20 protein-coding genes are annotated in these 19,272 nt (G+C 72.4%); 14 read left to right on the top strand and 6 right to left on the bottom strand.

Translation table 11 applies throughout. From position 1 onward, the window contains the following. The coding region (locus ABZ454_RS25245) for a biotin/lipoyl-containing protein (protein WP_359541085.1) at positions 1-780 on the top strand (780 nt) is incomplete at its 5' end. Between the two features lie 162 nt (positions 781-942). After that, positions 943-1,539: a helix-turn-helix domain-containing protein gene (locus tag ABZ454_RS25240; RefSeq protein ID WP_356315293.1), complete on the top strand. Its 597-nt coding sequence runs from the start codon at positions 943-945 to the stop codon at positions 1,537-1,539. A gap of 125 nt (positions 1,540-1,664) precedes the next feature. Here the strand turns inward: ABZ454_RS25240 and ABZ454_RS25235 are convergent, their stop codons facing one another. Together ABZ454_RS25235 and ABZ454_RS25230 are read right to left on the bottom strand one after the other, a co-directional pair. After that, positions 1,665-2,615, bottom strand: a complete 951-nt coding sequence (locus ABZ454_RS25235; RefSeq protein ID WP_356315296.1) for a DeoR/GlpR family DNA-binding transcription regulator — start codon at positions 2,613-2,615, stop codon at positions 1,665-1,667. Positions 2,616-2,823: 208 nt separating this feature from the next. After that, positions 2,824-4,263, bottom strand: coding sequence for an NAD(P)H-quinone dehydrogenase (locus ABZ454_RS25230; protein ID WP_356315299.1), 1,440 nt, complete (start codon positions 4,261-4,263; stop codon positions 2,824-2,826). Positions 4,264-4,515: 252 nt separating this feature from the next. Here ABZ454_RS25230 and ABZ454_RS25225 point away from each other — a divergent pair, with 252 nt between their 5' ends. The 3 genes from ABZ454_RS25225 to ABZ454_RS25215 all read left to right on the top strand — a co-directional run bounded on the left by ABZ454_RS25225 (position 4,516) and on the right by ABZ454_RS25215 (position 7,862). Continuing rightward, positions 4,516-4,953, top strand: coding sequence for a gamma-glutamylcyclotransferase (locus ABZ454_RS25225; protein WP_136327705.1), 438 nt, complete (start codon positions 4,516-4,518; stop codon positions 4,951-4,953). Between the two features lie 135 nt (positions 4,954-5,088). Next, positions 5,089-5,913, top strand: coding sequence for a purine-nucleoside phosphorylase (locus ABZ454_RS25220; protein ID WP_356315303.1), 825 nt, complete (start codon positions 5,089-5,091; stop codon positions 5,911-5,913). A 305-nt stretch (positions 5,914-6,218) separates the two neighbouring features. Beyond that, entirely contained in the window at positions 6,219-7,862 is a 1,644-nt protein-coding gene (locus ABZ454_RS25215) for a phospho-sugar mutase (RefSeq protein WP_359541081.1), read from the top strand. A 345-nt stretch (positions 7,863-8,207) separates the two neighbouring features. Here the strand turns inward: ABZ454_RS25215 and ABZ454_RS25210 are convergent, their stop codons facing one another. Then, the gene (locus tag ABZ454_RS25210; protein WP_359541078.1) at positions 8,208-8,846 is read right to left on the bottom strand and encodes a PH domain-containing protein; all 639 of its coding nucleotides are present in this window, start codon (positions 8,844-8,846) and stop codon (positions 8,208-8,210) included. Positions 8,847-9,177: 331 nt separating this feature from the next. Between ABZ454_RS25210 and deoC the strand changes: the two genes are divergently transcribed. Genes deoC through ABZ454_RS25195 form a run of 3 tightly spaced genes read left to right on the top strand, consistent with a single transcriptional unit; the run spans position 9,178 to position 12,456 of the window. Then, on the top strand, positions 9,178-10,125 hold the full coding sequence (gene deoC, locus ABZ454_RS25205) for a deoxyribose-phosphate aldolase (RefSeq protein WP_356315637.1): 948 nt from the start codon (positions 9,178-9,180) through the stop codon (positions 10,123-10,125). A gap of 5 nt (positions 10,126-10,130) precedes the next feature. Then, positions 10,131-11,567, top strand: a complete 1,437-nt coding sequence (locus tag ABZ454_RS25200; RefSeq protein WP_359541076.1) for an aldehyde dehydrogenase family protein — start codon at positions 10,131-10,133, stop codon at positions 11,565-11,567. Continuing rightward, positions 11,560-12,456 carry an aldehyde dehydrogenase family protein gene (locus ABZ454_RS25195; RefSeq protein WP_359541075.1) on the top strand — a complete coding sequence of 299 codons (897 nt, stop codon included), beginning with the start codon at positions 11,560-11,562 and terminating at the stop codon, positions 12,454-12,456. The genes ABZ454_RS25200 and ABZ454_RS25195 overlap by 8 nt, the downstream gene beginning before the upstream one ends. 65 nt (positions 12,457-12,521) lie before the next feature. Here the strand turns inward: ABZ454_RS25195 and ABZ454_RS25190 are convergent, their stop codons facing one another. Further along, positions 12,522-12,929 carry a hypothetical protein gene (locus tag ABZ454_RS25190; RefSeq protein ID WP_359541073.1) on the bottom strand — a complete coding sequence of 136 codons (408 nt, stop codon included), beginning with the start codon at positions 12,927-12,929 and terminating at the stop codon, positions 12,522-12,524. A gap of 141 nt (positions 12,930-13,070) precedes the next feature. Between ABZ454_RS25190 and ABZ454_RS25185 the strand changes: the two genes are divergently transcribed. After that, positions 13,071-13,721, top strand: a complete 651-nt coding sequence (locus tag ABZ454_RS25185; RefSeq protein WP_359541072.1) for a uridine kinase — start codon at positions 13,071-13,073, stop codon at positions 13,719-13,721. A gap of 403 nt (positions 13,722-14,124) precedes the next feature. Here ABZ454_RS25185 and ABZ454_RS25180 read toward each other — a convergent pair whose 3' ends face one another. Then, complete coding sequence (locus ABZ454_RS25180) at positions 14,125-14,868, bottom strand: SigE family RNA polymerase sigma factor (RefSeq protein ID WP_359541071.1); 744 nt, start codon at positions 14,866-14,868, stop codon at positions 14,125-14,127. Between the two features lie 192 nt (positions 14,869-15,060). On the opposite strand from ABZ454_RS25180, the gene afsQ1 reads away from it, so the two are divergent. The 5 genes from afsQ1 to ABZ454_RS25155 all read left to right on the top strand — a co-directional run bounded on the left by afsQ1 (position 15,061) and on the right by ABZ454_RS25155 (position 18,870). Continuing rightward, on the top strand, positions 15,061-15,738 hold the full coding sequence (afsQ1, locus tag ABZ454_RS25175) for a two-component system response regulator AfsQ1 (protein WP_026171255.1): 678 nt from the start codon (positions 15,061-15,063) through the stop codon (positions 15,736-15,738). Next, complete coding sequence (locus ABZ454_RS25170; RefSeq protein WP_356315327.1) at positions 15,735-17,273, top strand: HAMP domain-containing sensor histidine kinase; 1,539 nt, start codon at positions 15,735-15,737, stop codon at positions 17,271-17,273. Before afsQ1 ends, ABZ454_RS25170 begins: the two co-directional genes overlap by 4 nt. After that, on the top strand, positions 17,270-17,887 hold the full coding sequence (locus tag ABZ454_RS25165) for a hypothetical protein (RefSeq protein WP_359541068.1): 618 nt from the start codon (positions 17,270-17,272) through the stop codon (positions 17,885-17,887). The genes ABZ454_RS25170 and ABZ454_RS25165 overlap by 4 nt, the downstream gene beginning before the upstream one ends. A gap of 134 nt (positions 17,888-18,021) precedes the next feature. Then, the gene (locus tag ABZ454_RS25160; RefSeq protein WP_359541067.1) at positions 18,022-18,570 is read left to right on the top strand and encodes a VanZ family protein; all 549 of its coding nucleotides are present in this window, start codon (positions 18,022-18,024) and stop codon (positions 18,568-18,570) included. 93 nt (positions 18,571-18,663) lie between these two features. Next, positions 18,664-18,870, top strand: a complete 207-nt coding sequence (locus tag ABZ454_RS25155) for a PspC domain-containing protein (RefSeq protein WP_356315336.1) — start codon at positions 18,664-18,666, stop codon at positions 18,868-18,870. 80 nt (positions 18,871-18,950) lie between these two features. Here ABZ454_RS25155 and ABZ454_RS25150 read toward each other — a convergent pair whose 3' ends face one another. Further along, positions 18,951-19,265 (bottom strand): hypothetical protein, encoded by a 315-nt coding sequence (locus tag ABZ454_RS25150; protein WP_356315339.1) that lies wholly within the window; start codon positions 19,263-19,265, stop codon positions 18,951-18,953. Positions 19,266-19,272: the final 7 nt, after the last annotated feature.

Raw genomic sequence — 19,272 nt, 5'->3', positions numbered from 1 at the left:
GCCATGCGCGGCCACTCCTTCGAGTTCCGCATCAACGGCGAAGACCCCGGCCGCGGCTTCCTGCCCGCCCCCGGCACCGTCACCCTCTTCTCCCCACCCACCGGCCCCGGCGTCCGCCTCGACGCCGGCGTCGAATCCGGCTCCGTCATCGGCCCCGCCTGGGACTCCCTGCTCGCCAAACTCATCGTCACCGGCGCCACCCGCCAGCAAGCACTCCAGCGCGCCGCCCGCGCGCTCGCCGAATTCACCGTCGAAGGCATGGCCACCGCCATCCCCTTCCACCGCGCCGTCGTCACCGACCCCGCCTTCACCTCCGACCCCTTCCGCATCCACACCCGCTGGATCGAGACCGAGTTCGTCAACGAGATCAAACCGTTCACCGCTCCCGCCGACGCCGAGACCGACGAGGAGCCCGGCCGCGAAACCGTCGTCGTCGAGGTCGGCGGCAAGCGCCTCGAGGTCTCCCTGCCCTCGTCGCTGGGCATGAGCCTGGCCCGCACCGGACTGGCGGCGGGCGCCAAGCCGAAGCGCCGCGCGGCCAAGAAGTCCGGCGCGGCAGCCTCCGGCGACACCCTCGCCTCCCCCATGCAGGGCACGATCGTCAAGATCGCCGTCGAAGAGGGCCAGGAGGTCAAGGAGGGCGACCTCATCGTCGTCCTGGAGGCCATGAAGATGGAACAGCCGCTCAACGCCCACCGGTCCGGCACCGTCAAGGGCCTCGCCGCCGAGGTCGGCAGCTCGCTCTCCTCCGGTGCCGTCATCTGCGAGATCAAGGACTGATCCTCGCGACACCTGTTCCACCGGCGCCCCGCTCATGTCGGAAGACGTGACCGGGGCGCCGGTCATCGCGCGGTCCGGCCCGGCCGTACAGCGTTACGGAGGACACCTCCGGTTGCGCGATGGCATCCTGGACTCCGGAGCGGACACAGGGAGGACTGCGCGATGGCGATGAGTACGGCAGGGACAGCGGTCCGCACGCCGGACCGGCCCATGCGCGCCGACGCGCGCCGCAACTACGACCGGCTGCTGACCGAGGCCCGTGACAGCTTCGCCGAACACGGCACCGACGCGTCCCTGGAGGACGTCGCGCGGCGGGCGGGCGTGGGCATCGGCACGCTGTACCGGCACTTCCCGACCCGGCACGCGCTGATGAGTGCGGTCTTCCAGGAGGCGGTGACCTCCCTGATCGACCGCTCGCACGAACTGGCCGAGGCGGAGCAGCCGTGCACCGGTCTGGTGGAGTGGCTGGGCGCGCTCATTACTCATGCGGGTGAGTACCGGGGACTGGCCCAGGCGCTCATGTCGACGTGCCGGGACGAGACTTCGGCACTGTCGGGGTGCAATGTGCCGTTGCGCGAGGCGGGTTCGGTACTGCTTCGCCGGGCGCAGGCGAGCGGGACGGTGCGGGCCGACGTGTCCATCGACGACCTGATGCAGCTGACGAACGCGATCGCGCTGGCCGCCGAGCAGTCCCCGGATGATCCGGGGCTGGCGGGGCGCTTGCTGACGCTGACGCTGCGGGGGCTGCAGGCCGCCTGAGGGGGCCCCAGGCTGGTCCCGGCCCGATCCGGAGCCCGCGAGGCCCCCGGGCGGCGTACGGGGGCTTGAGGGGCGGAGCTCCGGGGGCTGCGCCCCCGGGCGGAACCGTGACCGCGCCCGCCCCGCTACCGGCGACGAAGGTCCGCCACTCTCGCCCGGTCCCCCGGCCCGGGCTCCGCCAGCACCGCCGCGCCCCGCAACTGCTGCGCGTGCGTGCGGCGCTGCCCCGGCAGGGGCATGTCGCGGCGGGCGGCCCGGCCGGGCGGGGCCGCATCCGCCGAGGACGGCCCGTTCCCGGCGCCCGCCACCGCGATCTGCACCCCCTGGTCCGCCAGGGCCTGCAGTTCCGCGGCCGCCCGGTCGTCGTGCGAGGCCGGCTCGTCCGTCACCAGACGGGTGATGAGATCCGTCGGCACGGTCTGGAACATGGTGTCGGAGCCGAGCTTGGTGTGGTCGGCGAGGACCACCACCTCCGCCGCGGCCTGCACCAGCGCCCGGTCCACGCTCGCGGAGAGCATGTTGGACGTGGAGAGTCCGCGTTCGGCGGTGAGCCCGCTCCCGGACAGGAAGGCGCGCGAGACCCGCAGCCCCTGGAGCGACTGCTCGGCCCCACTGCCCACCAGGGCGTAGTTGGAGCCGCGCAGGGTGCCCCCGGTCATCACCACTTCGACCCGGTTGGCATGGGCCAGCGCCTGGGCGACCAGCAGCGAGTTGGTGACCACGGTCAGGCCGGGGACCCGCGCGAGCCGGCGGGCCAGCTCCTGCGTGGTCGTACCGGCGCCGACCACGATGGCCTCGCCCTCTTCGACGAGACCGGCCGCCAGGTCGGCGATGGCCGTCTTCTCCGCGGTGGCGAGATGGGATTTCTGCGGAAAGCCGGACTCCCGCGTGAATCCGCCCGGCAAGACCGCACCGCCGTGCCGGCGGTCGAGGAGTCCTTCTGCCTCCAGTGCCCGCACGTCCCGCCGTACGGTCACTTCGGAGGTCTGGACGACGCGGGCGAGCTCACGGAGGGATACCGCCCCGTTGGCACGCACCATTTCGAGGATCAATTGACGACGTTCTGCAGCGAACACAAAACTGACAGTAACGTGACCGCCCGAGCGTTTTCAGCTGTTTGCGCCGAATACCAGAAGTTGTACATCCAAGGGGCCCCCAAGTGGTATAGGTGGCCCCGTTGTTGTCCCGTACTGACCGAACGGCGGCCGCCGGCACGCCTGAGCTGCCGGGGGTTGCCGCGTCAGGCCAGGCTGCCCGGCTCTCCGCGGCTCCCCCCGGGAGCGGTTACGCCTCGCCCGCCTGCTTACGGGTGTGCAACTGACGGGCCACTTCCGCGATCGATCCCGACAGCGACGGGTACACGGTGAAGGCGTTCGCGATCTGTTCCACGGTCAGATTGTTGTCGACCGCGATCGAGATGGGGTGGATCAGCTCGCTCGCCCGGGGCGCGACGACACAGCCGCCGACCACGATGCCGGTGCCGGGGCGGCAGAAGATCTTGACGAAGCCGTCGCGGATCCCCTGCATCTTGGCGCGCGGGTTGCGCAGCAGCGGGAGCTTGACGACCCGGGCGTCGATCTTGCCGCCGTCGACGTCCGCCTGGCTGTAGCCGACGGTGGCGATCTCGGGGTCGGTGAAGACGTTCGAGGAGACCGTCTTCAGGTTCAGCGGGGCCACGGCGTCACCGAGGAAGTGGTACATCGCGATCCGGCCCTGCATGGCGGCGACCGACGCCAGGGCGAAGATCCCGGTGACGTCACCGGCCGCGTAGACGCCCGGCGCGCTGGTACGGGAGACCTTGTCGGTCCAGATGTGGCCCGAGTCCTTGAGCCGCACCCCGGCCTCCTCCAGGCCCATGCCCGCGCTGTTCGGGATCGCGCCGACCGCCATCAGGCAGTGCGAGCCGGTGATGACCCGGCCGTCGGCGAGGGTCACCTCGACACGGTCGCCGACCCGTTTGGCGGACTGGGCGCGGGAGCGGGCCATCACGTTCATGCCGCGGCGCCGGAAGACGTCCTCCAGGACGGCCGCCGCGTCGGGGTCCTCGCCCGGCAGCACCCGGTCCCGGGACGAGACGAGGGTGACGCGGGAGCCGAGGGCCTGGTAGGCGCCGGCGAACTCGGCGCCGGTGACACCGGAGCCGACCACGATGAGCTCGTCGGGGAGCTCGTCGAGGTCGTAGACCTGGGTCCAGTTCAGGATGCGCTCACCGTCGGGGAGCGCGTCCGGGATCTCCCGGGGGTGGCCGCCGGTGGCGATCAGCACGGCGTCCGCCGTGAGCGTCTCCTCCGTGCCGTCGGCGGCGGTGACGACGACCTGGCGCGAGCCGTCGGCGGCCTGGAGGCCCTCCAGACGGCCGCGCCCGCGCATCACCCTGGCGCCCGCACGGGTGACGGATGCGGTGATGTCATGGGACTGGGCGAGCGCCAGGCGCTTCACCCGCCGGTTGACCTTGCCCAGGTCGACGCCGACCACGCGCGCCGCCTGCTCCAGGTGTGGCGTGTCGTCCGCGACGATGATGCCGAGCTCCTCGTACGAGGAGTCGAAGGTGGTCATCACCTCTGCCGTCGCGATCAGGGTCTTCGAGGGCACGCAGTCGGTGAGCACGGACGCGCCGCCGAGGCCGTCACAGTCGACGACGGTCACCTCCGCGCCGAGCTGGGCGCCCACCAATGCCGCCTCGTACCCGCCGGGTCCGCCGCCGATGATCACGATCCGGGTCACGAAAAGTCCGCCTCGCGTTTCTCGTCCCGCGGCCGTCTGCTGCCCCGGCCGGGGGTCCGGGGGGCCGCCCCGGGGGAATGCAGTACGTACTTCATTGTCCCGCACGCGCCAAGGTGCTTCGCCCCGGGGCCCTCCATACGTGCGCCGGGGGCCCTCGGGCACGGGAAGCGGCAGGTGCGTCCGGGTTGCCGGGCGGGGCTGTTCCTCCCAGGAACCGACGCTCCCGGTGTCACCTCCCGTACCCTCGATCCCATGTCGCTCTACGCCGCGTACGCCGGCAACCTCGACGCGCGGCTGATGACGCGCCGCGCACCGCACTCCCCGCTGCGCGGCACCGGCTGGCTGAACGGCTGGCGGCTGACGTTCGGCGGCGAGCAGATGGGCTGGGAGGGTGCGCTGGCCACGGTGGTCGAGGCGCCCCGCTCCCAGGTGTTCGTGGCGCTGTACGACCTGGCGCCGATGGACGAGGACTCCATGGACCGGTGGGAGGGCGTCGGCCTGGACATCTACCGCCGCATGCGGGTCCGGGTCCACACCCTGGACGGCGAGGAGCCGGCCTGGATGTACGTCCTGAACGGGTACGAGGGCGGGCTGCCGTCCGCCCGCTACCTGGGCGAGGTGGCCGACGCGGCCGACTCCGCGGGCGCGCCGCACGATTATGTGATGGAACTCCGCAAGCGCCCCTGCTGAGCGCCGGAAACCCGCACTGATCTGCCTTTTCCCGCGATCACCGCGGGGACGCTGTGCGAACACACGAACGAACGCGGCAAGACTCTGTACGGGCGCATCTACGCGCGTAGGGATTCAGCGGTTACGCTCATCCGCGTGAACGCATCAGTTATTCCGGAACACATCCAGGGCGACCCGCACGCCGCCGCCGCCGACGCCGCCGCCCGCCTGCGCGAGCTGACCGGTGCCGAGACCCACGACGTCGCCCTCGTGATGGGCTCCGGCTGGGCACCCGCCGGCGATGCGCTCGGCATTCCGGAGGCCGAGTTCCCGGTGACCGACCTGCCCGGTTTCCCCGCGCCCGCCGTCGAGGGCCACGGCGGCACGATCCGCTCGTACCGCATCGGCGACAAGCGCGCCCTGGTCTTCCTGGGACGTACCCACTTCTACGAGGGCCGTGGCGTCGCCGCAGTGGCGCACGGGGTGCGTACCGCCGTCGCCGCGGGCTGCAAGACCATCGTGCTGACGAACGGGTGCGGCGGTCTGCGCGAGGGCATGCGCCCCGGGCAGCCGGTGCTGATCAGCGACCACATCAACCTCACGGCGGCCTCGCCGATCGTCGGCGCCAACTTCGTCGACCTGACCGACCTGTACTCCCCGCGGCTGCGGGCGCTGTGCAAGGAGATCGACGAGACCCTCGAAGAGGGCGTGTACGTGCAGTTCCCCGGCCCGCACTACGAGACCCCGGCCGAGATCAACATGGTCCGCGTGATGGGCGGCGACCTCGTCGGCATGTCCACGGTGCTGGAGGCCATCGCGGCCCGCGAGGCGGGCGCCGAGGTGCTGGGCATCTCCCTGGTGACGAACCTGGCGGCGGGGCTGAGCGGGGAGCCGCTGAACCACGAGGAGGTCCTCCAGGCGGGGCGCGACTCGGCGACCCGGATGGGCTCGCTGCTGGCGAGGGTCCTGGACCGGATCTGACCCGGAGCGTCGGCCCCGGCCCGCCCGGCCGGTGGGGACGGCGGCACTGCCCCGCCCCCACCGGCCGGGCGCGGGCCCGGAGCAACGCCACATCCGGCCGGCCGAGCCCCCGGCCCGTCCGGCGATTGAGGAGCGGGGCGCGGGGCAGAGCCCCGGGTACGGGAAGGCGCGGGCAGGGGAACGAGGCCGCCGCAGGCGCGAAGACACCCCCGGCGCCCCACCGCACCCCGGCCCCGCACGCGCACCCGCTCCCGCACCCCACCCCCGAAGCACCCCGGAACCCGGACACCGTAAAGGCGGACACCGTGACGACGCAGGACCTCATCGCCCGGGCCACGACCTGGCTCACCGAGGACCCCGACCCCGAGACCCGCGACGAGCTCGCCAAGCTCATCGACGCCGAGGACCTCGACGAACTCACCGCCCGCTTCGCCGGCACGCTCCAGTTCGGCACCGCCGGACTCCGCGGCGAGATCGGCGCCGGGCCCATGCGGATGAACCGCGCCGTCGTCATCCGCGCCGCCGCCGGGCTCGCCGCGTACCTGAAGGACCAGGGGCGGGAAGGCGGCCTCGTCGTCATCGGGTACGACGCCCGCTACAAGTCCACCGAGTTCGCCCGGGACACGGCAGCCGTGATGACCGGCGCCGGTCTGCGGGCGGCGGTGCTCCCCCGCCCGCTCCCCACCCCCGTGCTCGCGTACGCCATAAGGCATCTGGGGGCCGTCGCGGGCGTCGAGGTCACCGCCAGCCACAACCCGCCGCGCGACAACGGCTACAAGGTCTACCTCGGCGACGGCTCGCAGATCGTGCCGCCGGCCGACGGCGAGATCGCCGCCGCCATCGCGGCGGTCGGCCCGCTGGACACCGTGCCCCGCCCCGACAGCGGCTGGGAGACCCTCGGCGACGAGGTCCTGGACGCCTACCTGGCGCGCACGGACGCCGTGCTGGACGCCGGCTCGCCGCGTACCGCCCGCGTCGTGTACACGGCCATGCACGGTGTCGGCACGTCCGTGCTCACCGCCGCCTTCGACCGCGCCGGCTTCCCCGCCCCGGTCCTCGTCGCCGAGCAGGCCGAGCCCGACCCCGCGTTCCCCACCGTGGCGTTCCCCAATCCGGAGGAGCCCGGCGCGATGGATCTCGCGTTCGCGACCGCGCGCCGTTCGGACCCGGACATCATCATCGCCAACGACCCCGACGCGGACCGCTGCGCCGTCGCCGTCCCGGATCCGGCCGCGGACGGCGGCTGGCGGATGCTGCGCGGCGACGAGGTCGGCGCGCTGCTCGCCGCTCACCTGGTCCGCCGCGGCGTCACCGGCGTGTTCGCGGAGTCCATCGTGTCGTCGTCGCTGCTGGGCCGGATCGCCGGGAAGGCGGGTCTCGGCTACGAGGAGACGCTGACCGGCTTCAAGTGGATCGCCCGCGTGGAGGGGCTGCGCTACGGCTACGAGGAGGCGCTCGGCTACTGCGTCGACCCGGACGGCGTCCGCGACAAGGACGGCATCACGGCCGCGCTGCTGGCCACCGAGCTCGCCTCCGTGCTCAAGGAGCAGGGCCGCACGCTCCTGGACCTGCTGAACGACCTGGCCCTGGAGCACGGACTGCACGCCACCGACCAGCTGTCGGTCCGGGTCGAGGACCTGTCCGTCATCGCGAACGCCATGCGCCGCCTGCGCGAGCGTCCGCCGACCGCACTCGCGGGCCTCGCCGTCACTTCGGCCGAGGATCTGACGGAAGGCGCCGGGCAGCTGCCGCCCACGGACGGGCTGCGCTACCAGCTGGAGGGCGCGCGGGTGATCGTCCGTCCGAGCGGCACCGAGCCGAAGCTCAAGTGCTATCTGGAGGTCGTGGTGCCGGTCGGCTCGGCCGACGAGCTGCCCGCGGCCCGCGCGAAGGGCGCGGAGCTGCTGGCCGGCATCAAGCGGGACCTGGCGGCCGCGGCCGGCATCTGATCCGGAAGGTCCGGGGCGCCCTGCGCGGGTGTCGTGCCCGTCCCCCGGCAGGGGTGGCCGCGACCCGTGCGGGGCGGAGCGCCCCGGCCGGGCGCGACGGCGCCGCACACGCGGCGGACCGTGCGGCCGACGGGAGGGCCCGGCGGCGGGCGGGGAGCATGAGGGGGCCCTGCTGGTGAGCCGGGCGGTCACCACGCCGCCACCGCTCCCCGCGACGCCGCACCGGCGGCGCGGGCCCGCCACCGCCGGACGCTGGCCTGTCCGCCGCCCACCGCCCGGTGCGGGGCACACGTCACGGCCCTCAGGACCGGACGCGCTCCCCCCGCTCGCGCGGCGGTCCGTCCCTCAGCCGATCGCGCCCAGCACCACCAGCAGCACCGCGCCCGCCGCGGCCGGCGCGATCACCTCGTACGCCCAGCGCACTGACGTGACGGGGGCCCCGGGGACGGGCTTGTCGCCCGCGCGTTCGGCCATCTCCCTCAGGTCCACGACCGTCTGGTCCGCGGCCGCCACCCGTGCCTTCGTGTCGCGCACGTCGGCGGTGACGGACGTCCTGCGGTACGGGTCGTCCATCGACTGCCGGGACTGATCGCGGGCGGCCTTCTTGCGCTGCCGCAGCGACACCGGGACCGCCCACAGCTGGTACTTCCGGCCGTCGTTCGCGATGACCTCGCTGGAGTACCCGGCCCGGACGTCCGCGACGTCGGTCCACGGCAGCGTGATCGTCCGGAACGGGTTGCGGATCCGCAGGCGCTGTTCGTTGGCGAAGACCACGGGGCGCAGCGTGAAGGCGACCACCAGCGGCACCGCGGTCAGCAGTCCGGCCAGCGCCAGCCACGGCACCCGGCCCTCGCCCCGGATCGCGGCGTCCCCGCCGATCCAGCCGATGAGCAGGAGCAGCAGGGCGCCCCCGACCAGCCCGGCGGGCGACCGGAACGTCCGGTCGGCGTAGGTGGGCTCGGAGGGCGGCGTGGGGCTCGTCATGAGCCCGATTCTGCCTGACGTGCGCGCCGGACGCGGGGGCGGCCGCCCGCAGGCGCGTACGCGGCCCGGCAGGACGGGTCCCGGGCGCGCGTACCGAGCCCGCGGGGCGCATCCCGGACACCCGCACGACGTCCGGAAGGCGGGCCCCGGACGCGCCCCGCATACCCGCCGGGCGCCTTCCGCCGTGAGCCGCGCGTCGCACCTACCTCACCGCACCACATCGCCCCGCCCCACGCCGAAGAACGCGCGATGCGGGGCCGCCGCGCGATGCGCGAACGGCATGGGCCCCTGTACAGGCCGCTACGCGCGTAGATATGCTCATGTGGTGACCATGCCCACCACTGCCCCCGCATTCGCCGACGCGACGGCGTCCGACAGTGCGCTGCGCCGCTTCCTGCACGGGCTGCCCGGCGTCGACGCCGTCGGCCTGGAAGCGCGCGCCGCCTCGCTCGGAACCCGTTCGATCAAGACGACGGCCAAGGCGTACGCCATCGACCTGGCCATTTCGATGATCGACCTGACGACGCTGGAAGGCGCGGACACCCCGGGCAAGGTCCGGGCTCTCGCCGCCAAGGCCGTCAACCCCGATCCCACCGACCGCACGACCCCGCGCACCGCCGCTGTCTGCGTCTACCCCGACATGGCGGCGACCGCGGTCGCCGCCCTGGCCGGCTCCGGCGTGAAGGTGGCGTCCGTCGCGACGGCCTTCCCCGCCGGGCGCGCCGCGCTCGACGTGAAGCTCGCGGACGTCCGCGACGCCGTGGCGGCCGGGGCCGACGAGATCGACATGGTGATCGACCGGGGCGCCTTCCTCTCCGGCCGCTACCTGAAGGTGTACGAGGAGATCCTCGCCGTGAAGGCCGAGTGCGGCCGGGCACGGCTGAAGGTGATCTTCGAGACCGGCGAGCTGTCCACGTACGACAACATCCGGCGGGCCTCCTGGCTCGGGATGCTGGCGGGCGCGGACTTCATCAAGACGTCGACCGGCAAGGTCGGCGTCAACGCCACCCCCGCGAACACCCTGCTGATGCTGGAGGCGGTGCGCGACTTCCGTGCGCAGACCGGCGTCCAGATCGGCGTGAAGCCGGCCGGCGGCATCCGCACCTCCAAGGACGCGATCAAGTTCCTGGTGCTGGTGAACGAGACGGCGGGCGAGGACTGGCTGGACAACCACTGGTTCCGCTTCGGCGCGTCCAGCCTGCTGAACGACCTGCTGATGCAGCGCCAGAAGCTCAGCACCGGCCGTTACTCCGGCCCCGATTACGTGACGGTGGACTGATTCCCATGGCATCTGCATTCGAGTACGCACCGGCGCCGGAATCCCGTTCCGTCGTCGACATCGCCCCCTCGTACGGCCTGTTCATCGACGGCGAGTTCACCGAAGCCGCCGACGGCAAGGTCTTCAAGACGGTCAGCCCGTCGTCCGAGGAGGTGCTCTCCGAGGTCGCGCGGGCGGGCTCCGCGGACGTGGACCGGGCCGTGAAGGCGGCCCGCCGGGCGTTCGAGAAGTGGTCGGCGCTGCCCGGCTCCGAGCGCGCCAAGTACCTGTTCCGGATCGCCCGGATCATCCAGGAGCGCTCCCGCGAGCTCGCGGTCCTGGAGACCCTGGACAACGGCAAGCCGATCAAGGAGACCCGCGACGCGGACCTCCCGCTGGTCGCCGCGCACTTCTTCTACTACGCGGGCTGGGCCGACAAGCTGGACCACGCCGGCTACGGCGCGAACCCGCGCCCGCTGGGCGTGGCCGGTCAGATCATCCCGTGGAACTTCCCGCTCCTGATGCTGGCGTGGAAGATCGCCCCGGCGCTCGCCACCGGCAACACGGTGGTGCTCAAGCCCGCCGAGACGACGCCCCTGTCCGCGCTGTTCTTCGCGGACATCTGCCGCCAGGCGGGCCTGCCCAAGGGTGTCGTCAACATCCTGACCGGGTACGGCGACGCGGGCGAGGCACTGGTCTCGCACCCGGACGTGAACAAGGTCGCGTTCACCGGCTCGACCGCCGTCGGCAAGGCCATCGCCCGCCAGATCGCGGGCACGGACAAGAAGGCCACGCTGGAACTGGGCGGCAAGGGCGCCAACATCGTCTTCGACGACGCCCCCATCGACCAGGCGGTCGAGGGCATCGTCACCGGCATCTTCTTCAACCAGGGCCAGGTCTGCTGCGCCGGCTCCCGGCTCCTCGTGCAGGAGTCGATCGAGGAGGAGCTGCTGGACTCCCTCAAGCGCCGGCTGTCCACGCTGCGCCTGGGCGACCCGCTGGACAAGAACACCGACATCGGCGCGATCAACTCCGCCGAGCAGCTCTCCCGGATCACCACGCTCGTCGAGACGGGCGAGGCCGAGGGCGCGGACCGCTGGTCGGCGCCGTGCGAGCTGCCGTCGGCCGGTTACTGGTTCGCGCCGACGCTGTTCACCGGCGTCACCCAGGCGCACACCGTCGCCCGCGACGAGATCTTCGGCCCGGTGCTGTCCGTGCTGACCTTCCGCACGCCGGACGAGGCGGTCGCCAAGGCCAACAACAGCCAGTACGGCCTCTCGGCGGGCATCTGGACGGAGAAGGGCTCCCGCATCCTCGCGGTGGCGAACAAGCTCCGGGCGGGCGTCGTCTGGGCCAACACGTTCAACAAGTTCGACCCGACCTCGCCGTTCGGCGGTTACAAGGAGTCGGGCTTCGGCCGCGAAGGCGGCCGTCACGGTCTGGAGGCCTACCTCGATGTCTGACGGGCGACTGAGCGTCTTCAAGACCTACAAGCTGTACGTCGGGGGCAAGTTCCCCCGCTCCGAGAGCGGCCGGGTGTACGAGGTGACGGACTCGAAGGGCAAGTGGCTGGCGAACGCGCCCCAGTCCTCCCGCAAGGACGCGCGGGACGCCGTCGTGGCCGCCCGCAAGGCGTTCGGCGGCTGGTCGGGGGCGACCGCGTACAACCGCGGCCAGATCCTCTACCGCGTCGCGGAAATGCTGGAGGGCCGCCGGGACCAGTTCGTCCGCGAGGTGGCGGAGGCCGAGGGGCTGTCGAAGTCCAAGGCCGGGGCCGTCGTGGACGCGACGGTCGACCGCTGGGTCTGGTACGCGGGCTGGACGGACAAGATCGCCCAGATCGTGGGCGGGGCGAACCCGGTCGCGGGGCCGTTCTTCAACCTCTCGACGCCCGAGCCGACGGGAGTGGTGGCCGTCCTCGCCCCGCAGGAGTCGTCGTTCCTGGGCCTGGTCTCGGTGCTCGCCCCGGTGATCGCGGCCGGCAACACCGCGGTCGTCATCGCCTCGGCCGAGGCCCCGCTGCCCGCGCTGTCGCTGGGCGAGGTGCTGGCCACCTCGGACCTGCCGGGCGGTGTGGTCAACATCCTGTCGGGGAAGACCGCGGAGATCGCCACGCCGCTCGCCTCCCACCAGGACGTGAACGGCATCGACCTCACGGGGGCCGACGCGGATCTGGCGAAGGAGCTGGAGATCGCGGCCGCGGACAACCTGAAGCGCGTATCGCGTCCACAGCCTGTGGACGGCGTCGACTGGTCGGCCGATCCGGGCACCCGGCGGCTGACGGCGTTCCTGGAGACCAAGACGGTCTGGCACCCGACGGGCGCGCTGGGCGCCTCGGGTTCCTCGTACTGACGCAACCACGGAAGTGGCCCGTACCCCCGCGGACGGGGGGGTACGGGCCACTGCGCACCGCGCCGTCAGCCGGGCAGCAGGCCCGTGGCCTGTCCCGCCACGGGCAGGTCCTTCAGCGCGCCGCCGCTGGTCAGGGGGTCGGTGGCGACTTCGGTGGAGATCGGCTTGAAGTCGGCGACCTGCGTGCCCACGGCATTGTCGAGCGGGTCCACGCCCGTGCCGGCCAGCGGGTTGAGCCGCAGATGCGTCACGGGCGCGACGCTGTTGTCGAGGGAGTGGCCGAGCCCCCCGGCGATCCCCGCCGCGCTCGCAGCGCCGAGGTCGGTGTCGGCGCCCGTCGCCTGCCCGAGGGGCAGGGGGGCGGCCTGCGCCGCCGCTCCCCCCGCACCGAGCGCTGCCCCCACGGCGGCAACGGTCAGGCCTGCCCGCAGCAGAGAGCGGCGCCGGGACTTGGAAAGTGCGTGACGTGCCATGGAGTTCCCACCTGATCGGGGCCGGTCGAACCATCAGTCGAGTAATCGGTTGAGCGCACAGCGTAGTTGAGGTGTGATGCCGGATACCAACAGGACCTCCGGGGATCCCCTGCGCGGGTCAATGCCTCACACTTGTGTTCCGTGAGTTCCCAAGCGCTTTCGACCCGCGTCGTCCTGTTGGCGGGCCCCTCCGGCTCCGGCAAGTCATCCCTGGCCGCCCGCACCGGCCTTCCGGTGCTGCGCCTCGACGACTTCTACAAGGAGGCGGGCGACCCCACGCTGCCGCTCGTCACCGGCAGTACGGACATCGACTGGGACTCCGCACGGTCCTGGGACGCCGACGCCGCGATCGCCGCGATCACGGAACTGTGCCGCACCGGACGCACCGACATACCCGTGTACGACATCTCGACCAGTTCGCGGACGGGCCACGAGGTCTTCCACATCGAGCGCACCCCGCTCTTCGTGGCCGAGGGGATCTTCGCCGCGGACATAGTCGAGCGGTGCCAGTCTCTGGGCCTCCTGGCGGACGCCCTGTGCCTGCGCGGCCGCCCGTCGACGACGTTCCGCCGCCGGCTGCTGCGGGACCTGCGGGAAGGCCGCAAGTCCGTGCCGTTCCTGCTGCGGCGGGGATGGCGGCTGATGCGGGCCGAGCGCAGGATCGTGGCGCGTCAGGCCGAGCTGGGGGCGCACCCCTGCGGCAAGGACGAGGCCCTGGGCCGACTGGCCGCCGCCGCGGCGGGCCGGTGCCGCACACCGGCCACGGCGAAGGCGAGCCCCGCGGGCGAGTGACCGCGGCGAAGCGAGCTGCCTCCGCCACTGGGTTCAGCCCCTCCGGCGATTGAGGAGCGGGGGTCCGGGGGCAGCGCCCCCGGTGAAGTTCAGCCCCTCCGGCGATTGAGGAGCGGGGGTCCAGGGGCAGCGCCCCCGACGAAGTTCAGCCCCTCCGGCGATTGAGGAGCGGGGGTCGGGGGGCAGCGCCCCCGGTCGGCGCGCACGAGAACCCCGCGCACACGCGCTGAGGGGCCGGACAGGACCCCCCGGCCCGTCCGACCCCTCAGCTCCCCGTACACCGCCGCCTCCCCCGAAGCGGCGACGCTTCCCCCCGTACACCGCCGCCTCCCCCGAAGCGACGACGCGTTCCCCCGTACACCGCCGCCTCCCCCGAAGCGGCGCCCCCGTGTCCCCCGTTGCCTCAGGCCACCAGCTCGCCGAAGGACTCCTCCTCGTCACGGCCGAAGCTGAGGACCTCGTCCTCGCGCAGCCGGCGGAGCGACCGCCAGATGCTGGACTTCACCGTGCCGACACTGATGTCGAGGATGGACGCGATCTCCGGGTCCGTGCGGCCCTCGTAGTAGCGCAGGACCAGCATCGTGCGCTGTGTCTCGGGCAGTCGCGCCAGCGCCTGCCAGAGCACGGCGCGCAGCTCCGTACCGCGCATCGCGTCCATGTCGCCCGCCGTCTCCGGCAGCTCCTCGGTCGGGTATTCGTTCAGCTTGCGCCTGCGCCAGGCGCTGATGTGCAGATTGGTCATGGTGCGGCGCAGATAGCCGCCGACCGCCGCCTTGTCGCTGATCCGGTCCCAGGCCCGGTACGTCGAGAAGAGGGCGCTCTGCAGCAGGTCCTCGGCTTCGAACCGGTCACCGGTCAGGTGGTAGGCGGTGGCGTACAGGGAGGCGCGGCGCTCCCGGACGTAGGCCGTGAACGCCGCTTCGGCGTCCTCGGACCGCGCCGGGGCCTTCCGCTCCCCCGTGACCTCCCCGTACGCGCTTCCCCCGTCACCCGCGTCGACCACCGTCATGTACGACGGGTGCTGACGCCCGGCGCCTCGAACGCACCCCCGCCCGTTCACCGCGGCGCCGGACTTCTCGGTGCTCCGCCCGACATCGTGGAGACGCGTGACAACTGCGCTGGTGGTGATGCTGTGCGTTGCGTTCATCTCGCGCCCCCCGTCGGTGGAGTCCGTCCGTTCCTTGTGTCAACGAGCTTGCCGGGGCGATTTCATGGCGCTGTCCGCCGACTGTCACAGGCCTGTCACAGGGCCCGGCGCCGAGCCGATTCGGTGCTGCCGGATGCATGAGGGGGGACCAACTGTCGAACTAGGGCACCCCCATGGGTCAGAATGACCAGCGTGCCTTTCCTGTTGCTGATCGAGGACGACGACGCCATCCGCACGGCCCTCGAACTCTCGCTGTCACGCCAGGGCCACCGTGTGGCCACCGCGGCGACGGGAGAGGACGGCCTCAACCTGCTGCGCGAGCAGCGCCCCGACCTGGTCGTGCTGGATGTGATGCTGCCCGGGATCGACGGTTTCGAGGTGTGCCGGCGCATCCGGCGCACCGACCAGTTGCCGATCATCCTGCTGACCGCGCGCAGCGACGACATCGACGTCGTGGTCGGTCTGGAGTCCGGTGCCGACGACTACGTGGTGAAGCCCGTGCAGGGGCGGGTGCTCGACGCCCGCATCCGCGCGGTGCTGCGCCGCGGCGAGCGCGAGTCCACCGACTCCGCGACGTTCGGCAACGTGGTGATCGACCGCTCCGCCATGACCGTGACCAAGAACGGGGAGGACCTGCAGCTCACGCCGACCGAGCTGCGCCTCCTGCTGGAGCTGAGCCGCCGGCCGGGCCAGGCCCTGTCCCGGCAGCAACTGCTGCGCCTGGTCTGGGAACACGACTACCTCGGTGACTCCCGGCTGGTGGACGCCTGCGTCCAGCGGCTGCGCGCGAAGGTGGAGGACGTACCGTCCTCGCCGACCCTGATCCGTACCGTGCGGGGCGTGGGATACCGGCTGGACTCGCCGCAGTGAGTACGGCTGTGCGGCGGAGCCTGCTCGCCGGGCTCCGCTGGACCAGCCTGCGGCTGCGGCTCGTCGTCGTGTTCGCACTGGTCGCGCTGACCGCCGCGGTGTCCGCGTCCGGGATCGCGTACTGGCTGAACCGCGAGGCGGTGCTGACCCGTACGCAGGACTCGGCGCTCGGGGACTTCCGTCAGGAGATGCAGGGCCGGGCGGCCTCGCTGCCGCTCAGCCCCACCAAGGAGGACCTGCAGGCCGCCGCCGTGCAGATGGCGAGCAGCAGCCCCGGCTACAGCGTGCTGCTGATCGACGAGCGCGACGCCGGCAAGCCGATCGTGGGCAACTCCGACCTGGACACGTTCACCCGCGACAACGTGCCGGTGTCGCTGCAGAAGCAGGTCGACAAGAAGCAGCCGGTCAAGGCGGGCAACAAGTACGAGTACCACCTGTTCTGGCAGCGGACCTCGATCCGCGGCACGCCGTACCTCGTCGCCGGTACGAAGATCATCGGCGGCGGTCCGACCGGCTACATGCTCAAGTCGCTCGACCAGGAACGGCAGGACCTCAACTCCCTCGCCTGGTCACTGGGGATCGCCACCGCCCTGGCCCTGGTGGGCTCGGCCCTGCTCGCGCAGGCCGCCGCGACGACGGTGCTGCGTCCCGTGCAGCGGCTCGGTGACGCCGCCCGCAAGCTCGGCGAAGGCAAGCTCGACACCCGGCTCGTGGTGTCCGGCACGGACGAACTGGCCGATCTCTCCAGAACGTTCAACAGAACGGCGAGCTCCCTGGAGAAGAAGGTCGCGGACATGAGCGCGCGGGAGGAGTCCAGCCGCCGCTTCGTCGCCGACATGTCGCACGAACTGCGCACCCCGCTCACCGCGATCACCGCGGTCGCCGAGGTGCTGGAGGACGAGGCCGACAGCCTCGACCCGATGATCGCGCCCGCGGTGCACCTGGTGGTCAGTGAGACGCGGCGTCTCAACGACCTGGTGGAGAACCTGATGGAGGTCACCCGCTTCGACGCGGGCACGGCCCGTCTGGTCCTGGACACCGTGGACGTCGCCGACCAGGTGACCGCCTGCATCGACGCCCGGGCCTGGCTGGACGCGGTGGACCTGGACGCCGAGCGCGGCATGATGGTCCGCCTCGATCCGCGCCGGCTCGACGTGATCCTGGCCAACCTGATCGGGAACGCGCTGAAGCACGGCGGTTCGCCGGTGCGGGTCGCCGTACGGACCGAGGGCGAGGATCTCGTCATCGAGGTGCGCGACCACGGCCCCGGCATCCCCGAGGACGTGCTGCCGCACGTCTTCGACCGCTTCTACAAGGCCAGCGCCTCCCGGCCGCGCTCCGAGGGCAGCGGGCTCGGGCTGTCGATCGCCATGGAGAACGCGCACATCCACGGCGGCGACATCACCGCCGCGAACTCGCCGGACGGCGACGGCGCGGTGTTCGTCCTGCGCCTGCCGCGCGACGCCGAGGCACTGGACCGCACCACCGAGGGTCACGACGCACAGATCCCGGACGAGGAGGACGACGCGACGTGACACGCAGCGAACGCCGGGGCCCCCGCCCCGCCGCGGCCGTGGCCGCTTCCGCGCTCTGCGCCATACTGGCGGCGGGCTGCGGGATCCGGACCACCTCGGTACCCGTCGACGCCGGGCCCGCCCCGTCCCGGGTGCCGTGCGCCATGCCCGCGGAGGACATCGCCACCCAGGCCCAGCAGGGCATCCCCGTACAGATCTACCTGGTCTGCGCCTCGGAACTGGTCACCGTCGACCGTACGGTGAAGGTGCAGGAGACGACGTCGGACCGGCTCCGGATCGCCCGTGCCCTCCTGGACCAACTCCGCCAGGAACCGCCGGCCCCGGAGCGGCGGGCGGGCTTCTCCAGCCACGTCCCCGAGGCGCTCCGCGTCGGCGGCCCCCGCGCGGGCGACCCGAAGGGCACCCTGCGCCTGAGCGTGCAGCCGGAGGACCTGCCGTCCGAGGCGCTCGCGCAGATCGTCTGTACGTACACCGAGAGCGAGTCGCTCGTCCCCGACGGCTCGGTGACGCTGGGCGGACCGGGCACCTACATACCGCGCGCCTACCTGTGCACCACGGAGACGAAGGCGAGCCCGGAGGCCGTACCGACGACGGACGCGGCCCGACAGCCCTGACGCGTCCGCACCGGTGCGGGCACGGCCCTGAGGGGGACGGGACGGGGACGGGTACGGGGGCGCCGCGGGAGGGTGAGCCAGGTCTCCCCGGCCTGAGCGGAACCGATCCTGCCGCCGCCCGCGTCTTGGGACACGTGCGTCAAGGTTCGGGCGGCCAAGCCGTCATCCGCTTCCGCGCGATCGGAGTGTCCCTGCTCCTCGCGCACCTGCTGCTCGTCGCGTGGCTGACACTGCGCCCCCTGGACGTGCCGTGGATGACCGCCCCCAACCTCCAGCCGTTCGCCGGCATCAAGGCCGACCTGTCCCTCGGACCGGTCACCGCCACCCGCCGCATCGGCAAGGAACTCCTGCTGCTCGCCCCCCTGGGCGTCCTGCTGCCCCTGGCCGGGGGCCGGCTCCTCGTCTCGCCGTGGGCCTCGCTGACCCGGACGGTCGCGGCCGGGACGCTGATCTCGCTGGCCATCGAACTGGGCCAGACCGGGGTGCCCGGCCAGGTCGTCGACATCGACTCGCTGATCCTGAACACCGCCGGCATCGCACTCGCCCACGCGCTGTTCGTACCGGCGGGCCGGGCGCGGCTGCGCCGCCGCGAGCAGCACCGGATCCGGGTGGTTCCCCGCACCGGCCATGAGGTCCCTCAGGGGCCGACCCCGAGGATTTCCAGGGTCGGTATCGCCCCGTAGAGCGACGCTTTGCCCCGTTGCGCGAGCCATCCTGGTCATACCGGGGAGCGCAACGGACCGCTCCCTCAGTAACGGTTCGCGAAGGAGCCCACCATGGCCGCACTTGCCCGCCCCCGTGACGGACGCATGCTCGGCGGAGTGTGCGCAGCGCTGGCACGGCGCTTCGGCACCTCCGCGAGGACCATGCGCATCATCTTCGTCGTCTCGTGCCTGCTGCCGGGCCCGCAGTTCCTGCTCTACCTGGCGCTGTGGCTGCTCCTCCCCGAGGAGAGCCCGTCGTCCACGGCGACCGCCTGGTAATCCCCGTACGGGGCCTGACAGACGCCTGTGGGCGGGCACCCGGCAACGGGTGCCCGCCCACAGGCAGGTGCGGGACGGCCTCAGAGGCCGAGCGGCAGACCGTCGGCCGTCAGCCCGTCGGTCGTCAGGCCACCGGTGGGCATACCGCCGAGGAGGCTCCGGGCGGGGGCCGTGACCTCGTTGAGGGCCTTCGTCTGGCTGGTGCCGAGGAGCTCCGTGGCGGTGTCCTGGACCGGCTTGGCCGATGTGACGTCCGTCAGTGCGCCGGCGACGGGCAGCATGCTGGTCGCGCTTTCCAGCGGCAGCGTGGTGGCCGACGCGGTTCCGGCGGCGGCAGCGGCGAAAGCGGCACCGAGAACGGCGACGCCGAGAGTCCTGGCAGCAGACTGCTTCATGTGGAAT

Origin of the sequence: Streptomyces sp. NPDC005803 (assembly GCF_040630435.1) — a bacterium.
GTDB lineage: Bacteria > Actinomycetota > Actinomycetes > Streptomycetales > Streptomycetaceae > Streptomyces.
This window is presented reverse-complemented; position numbering and strand designations above follow the sequence as displayed.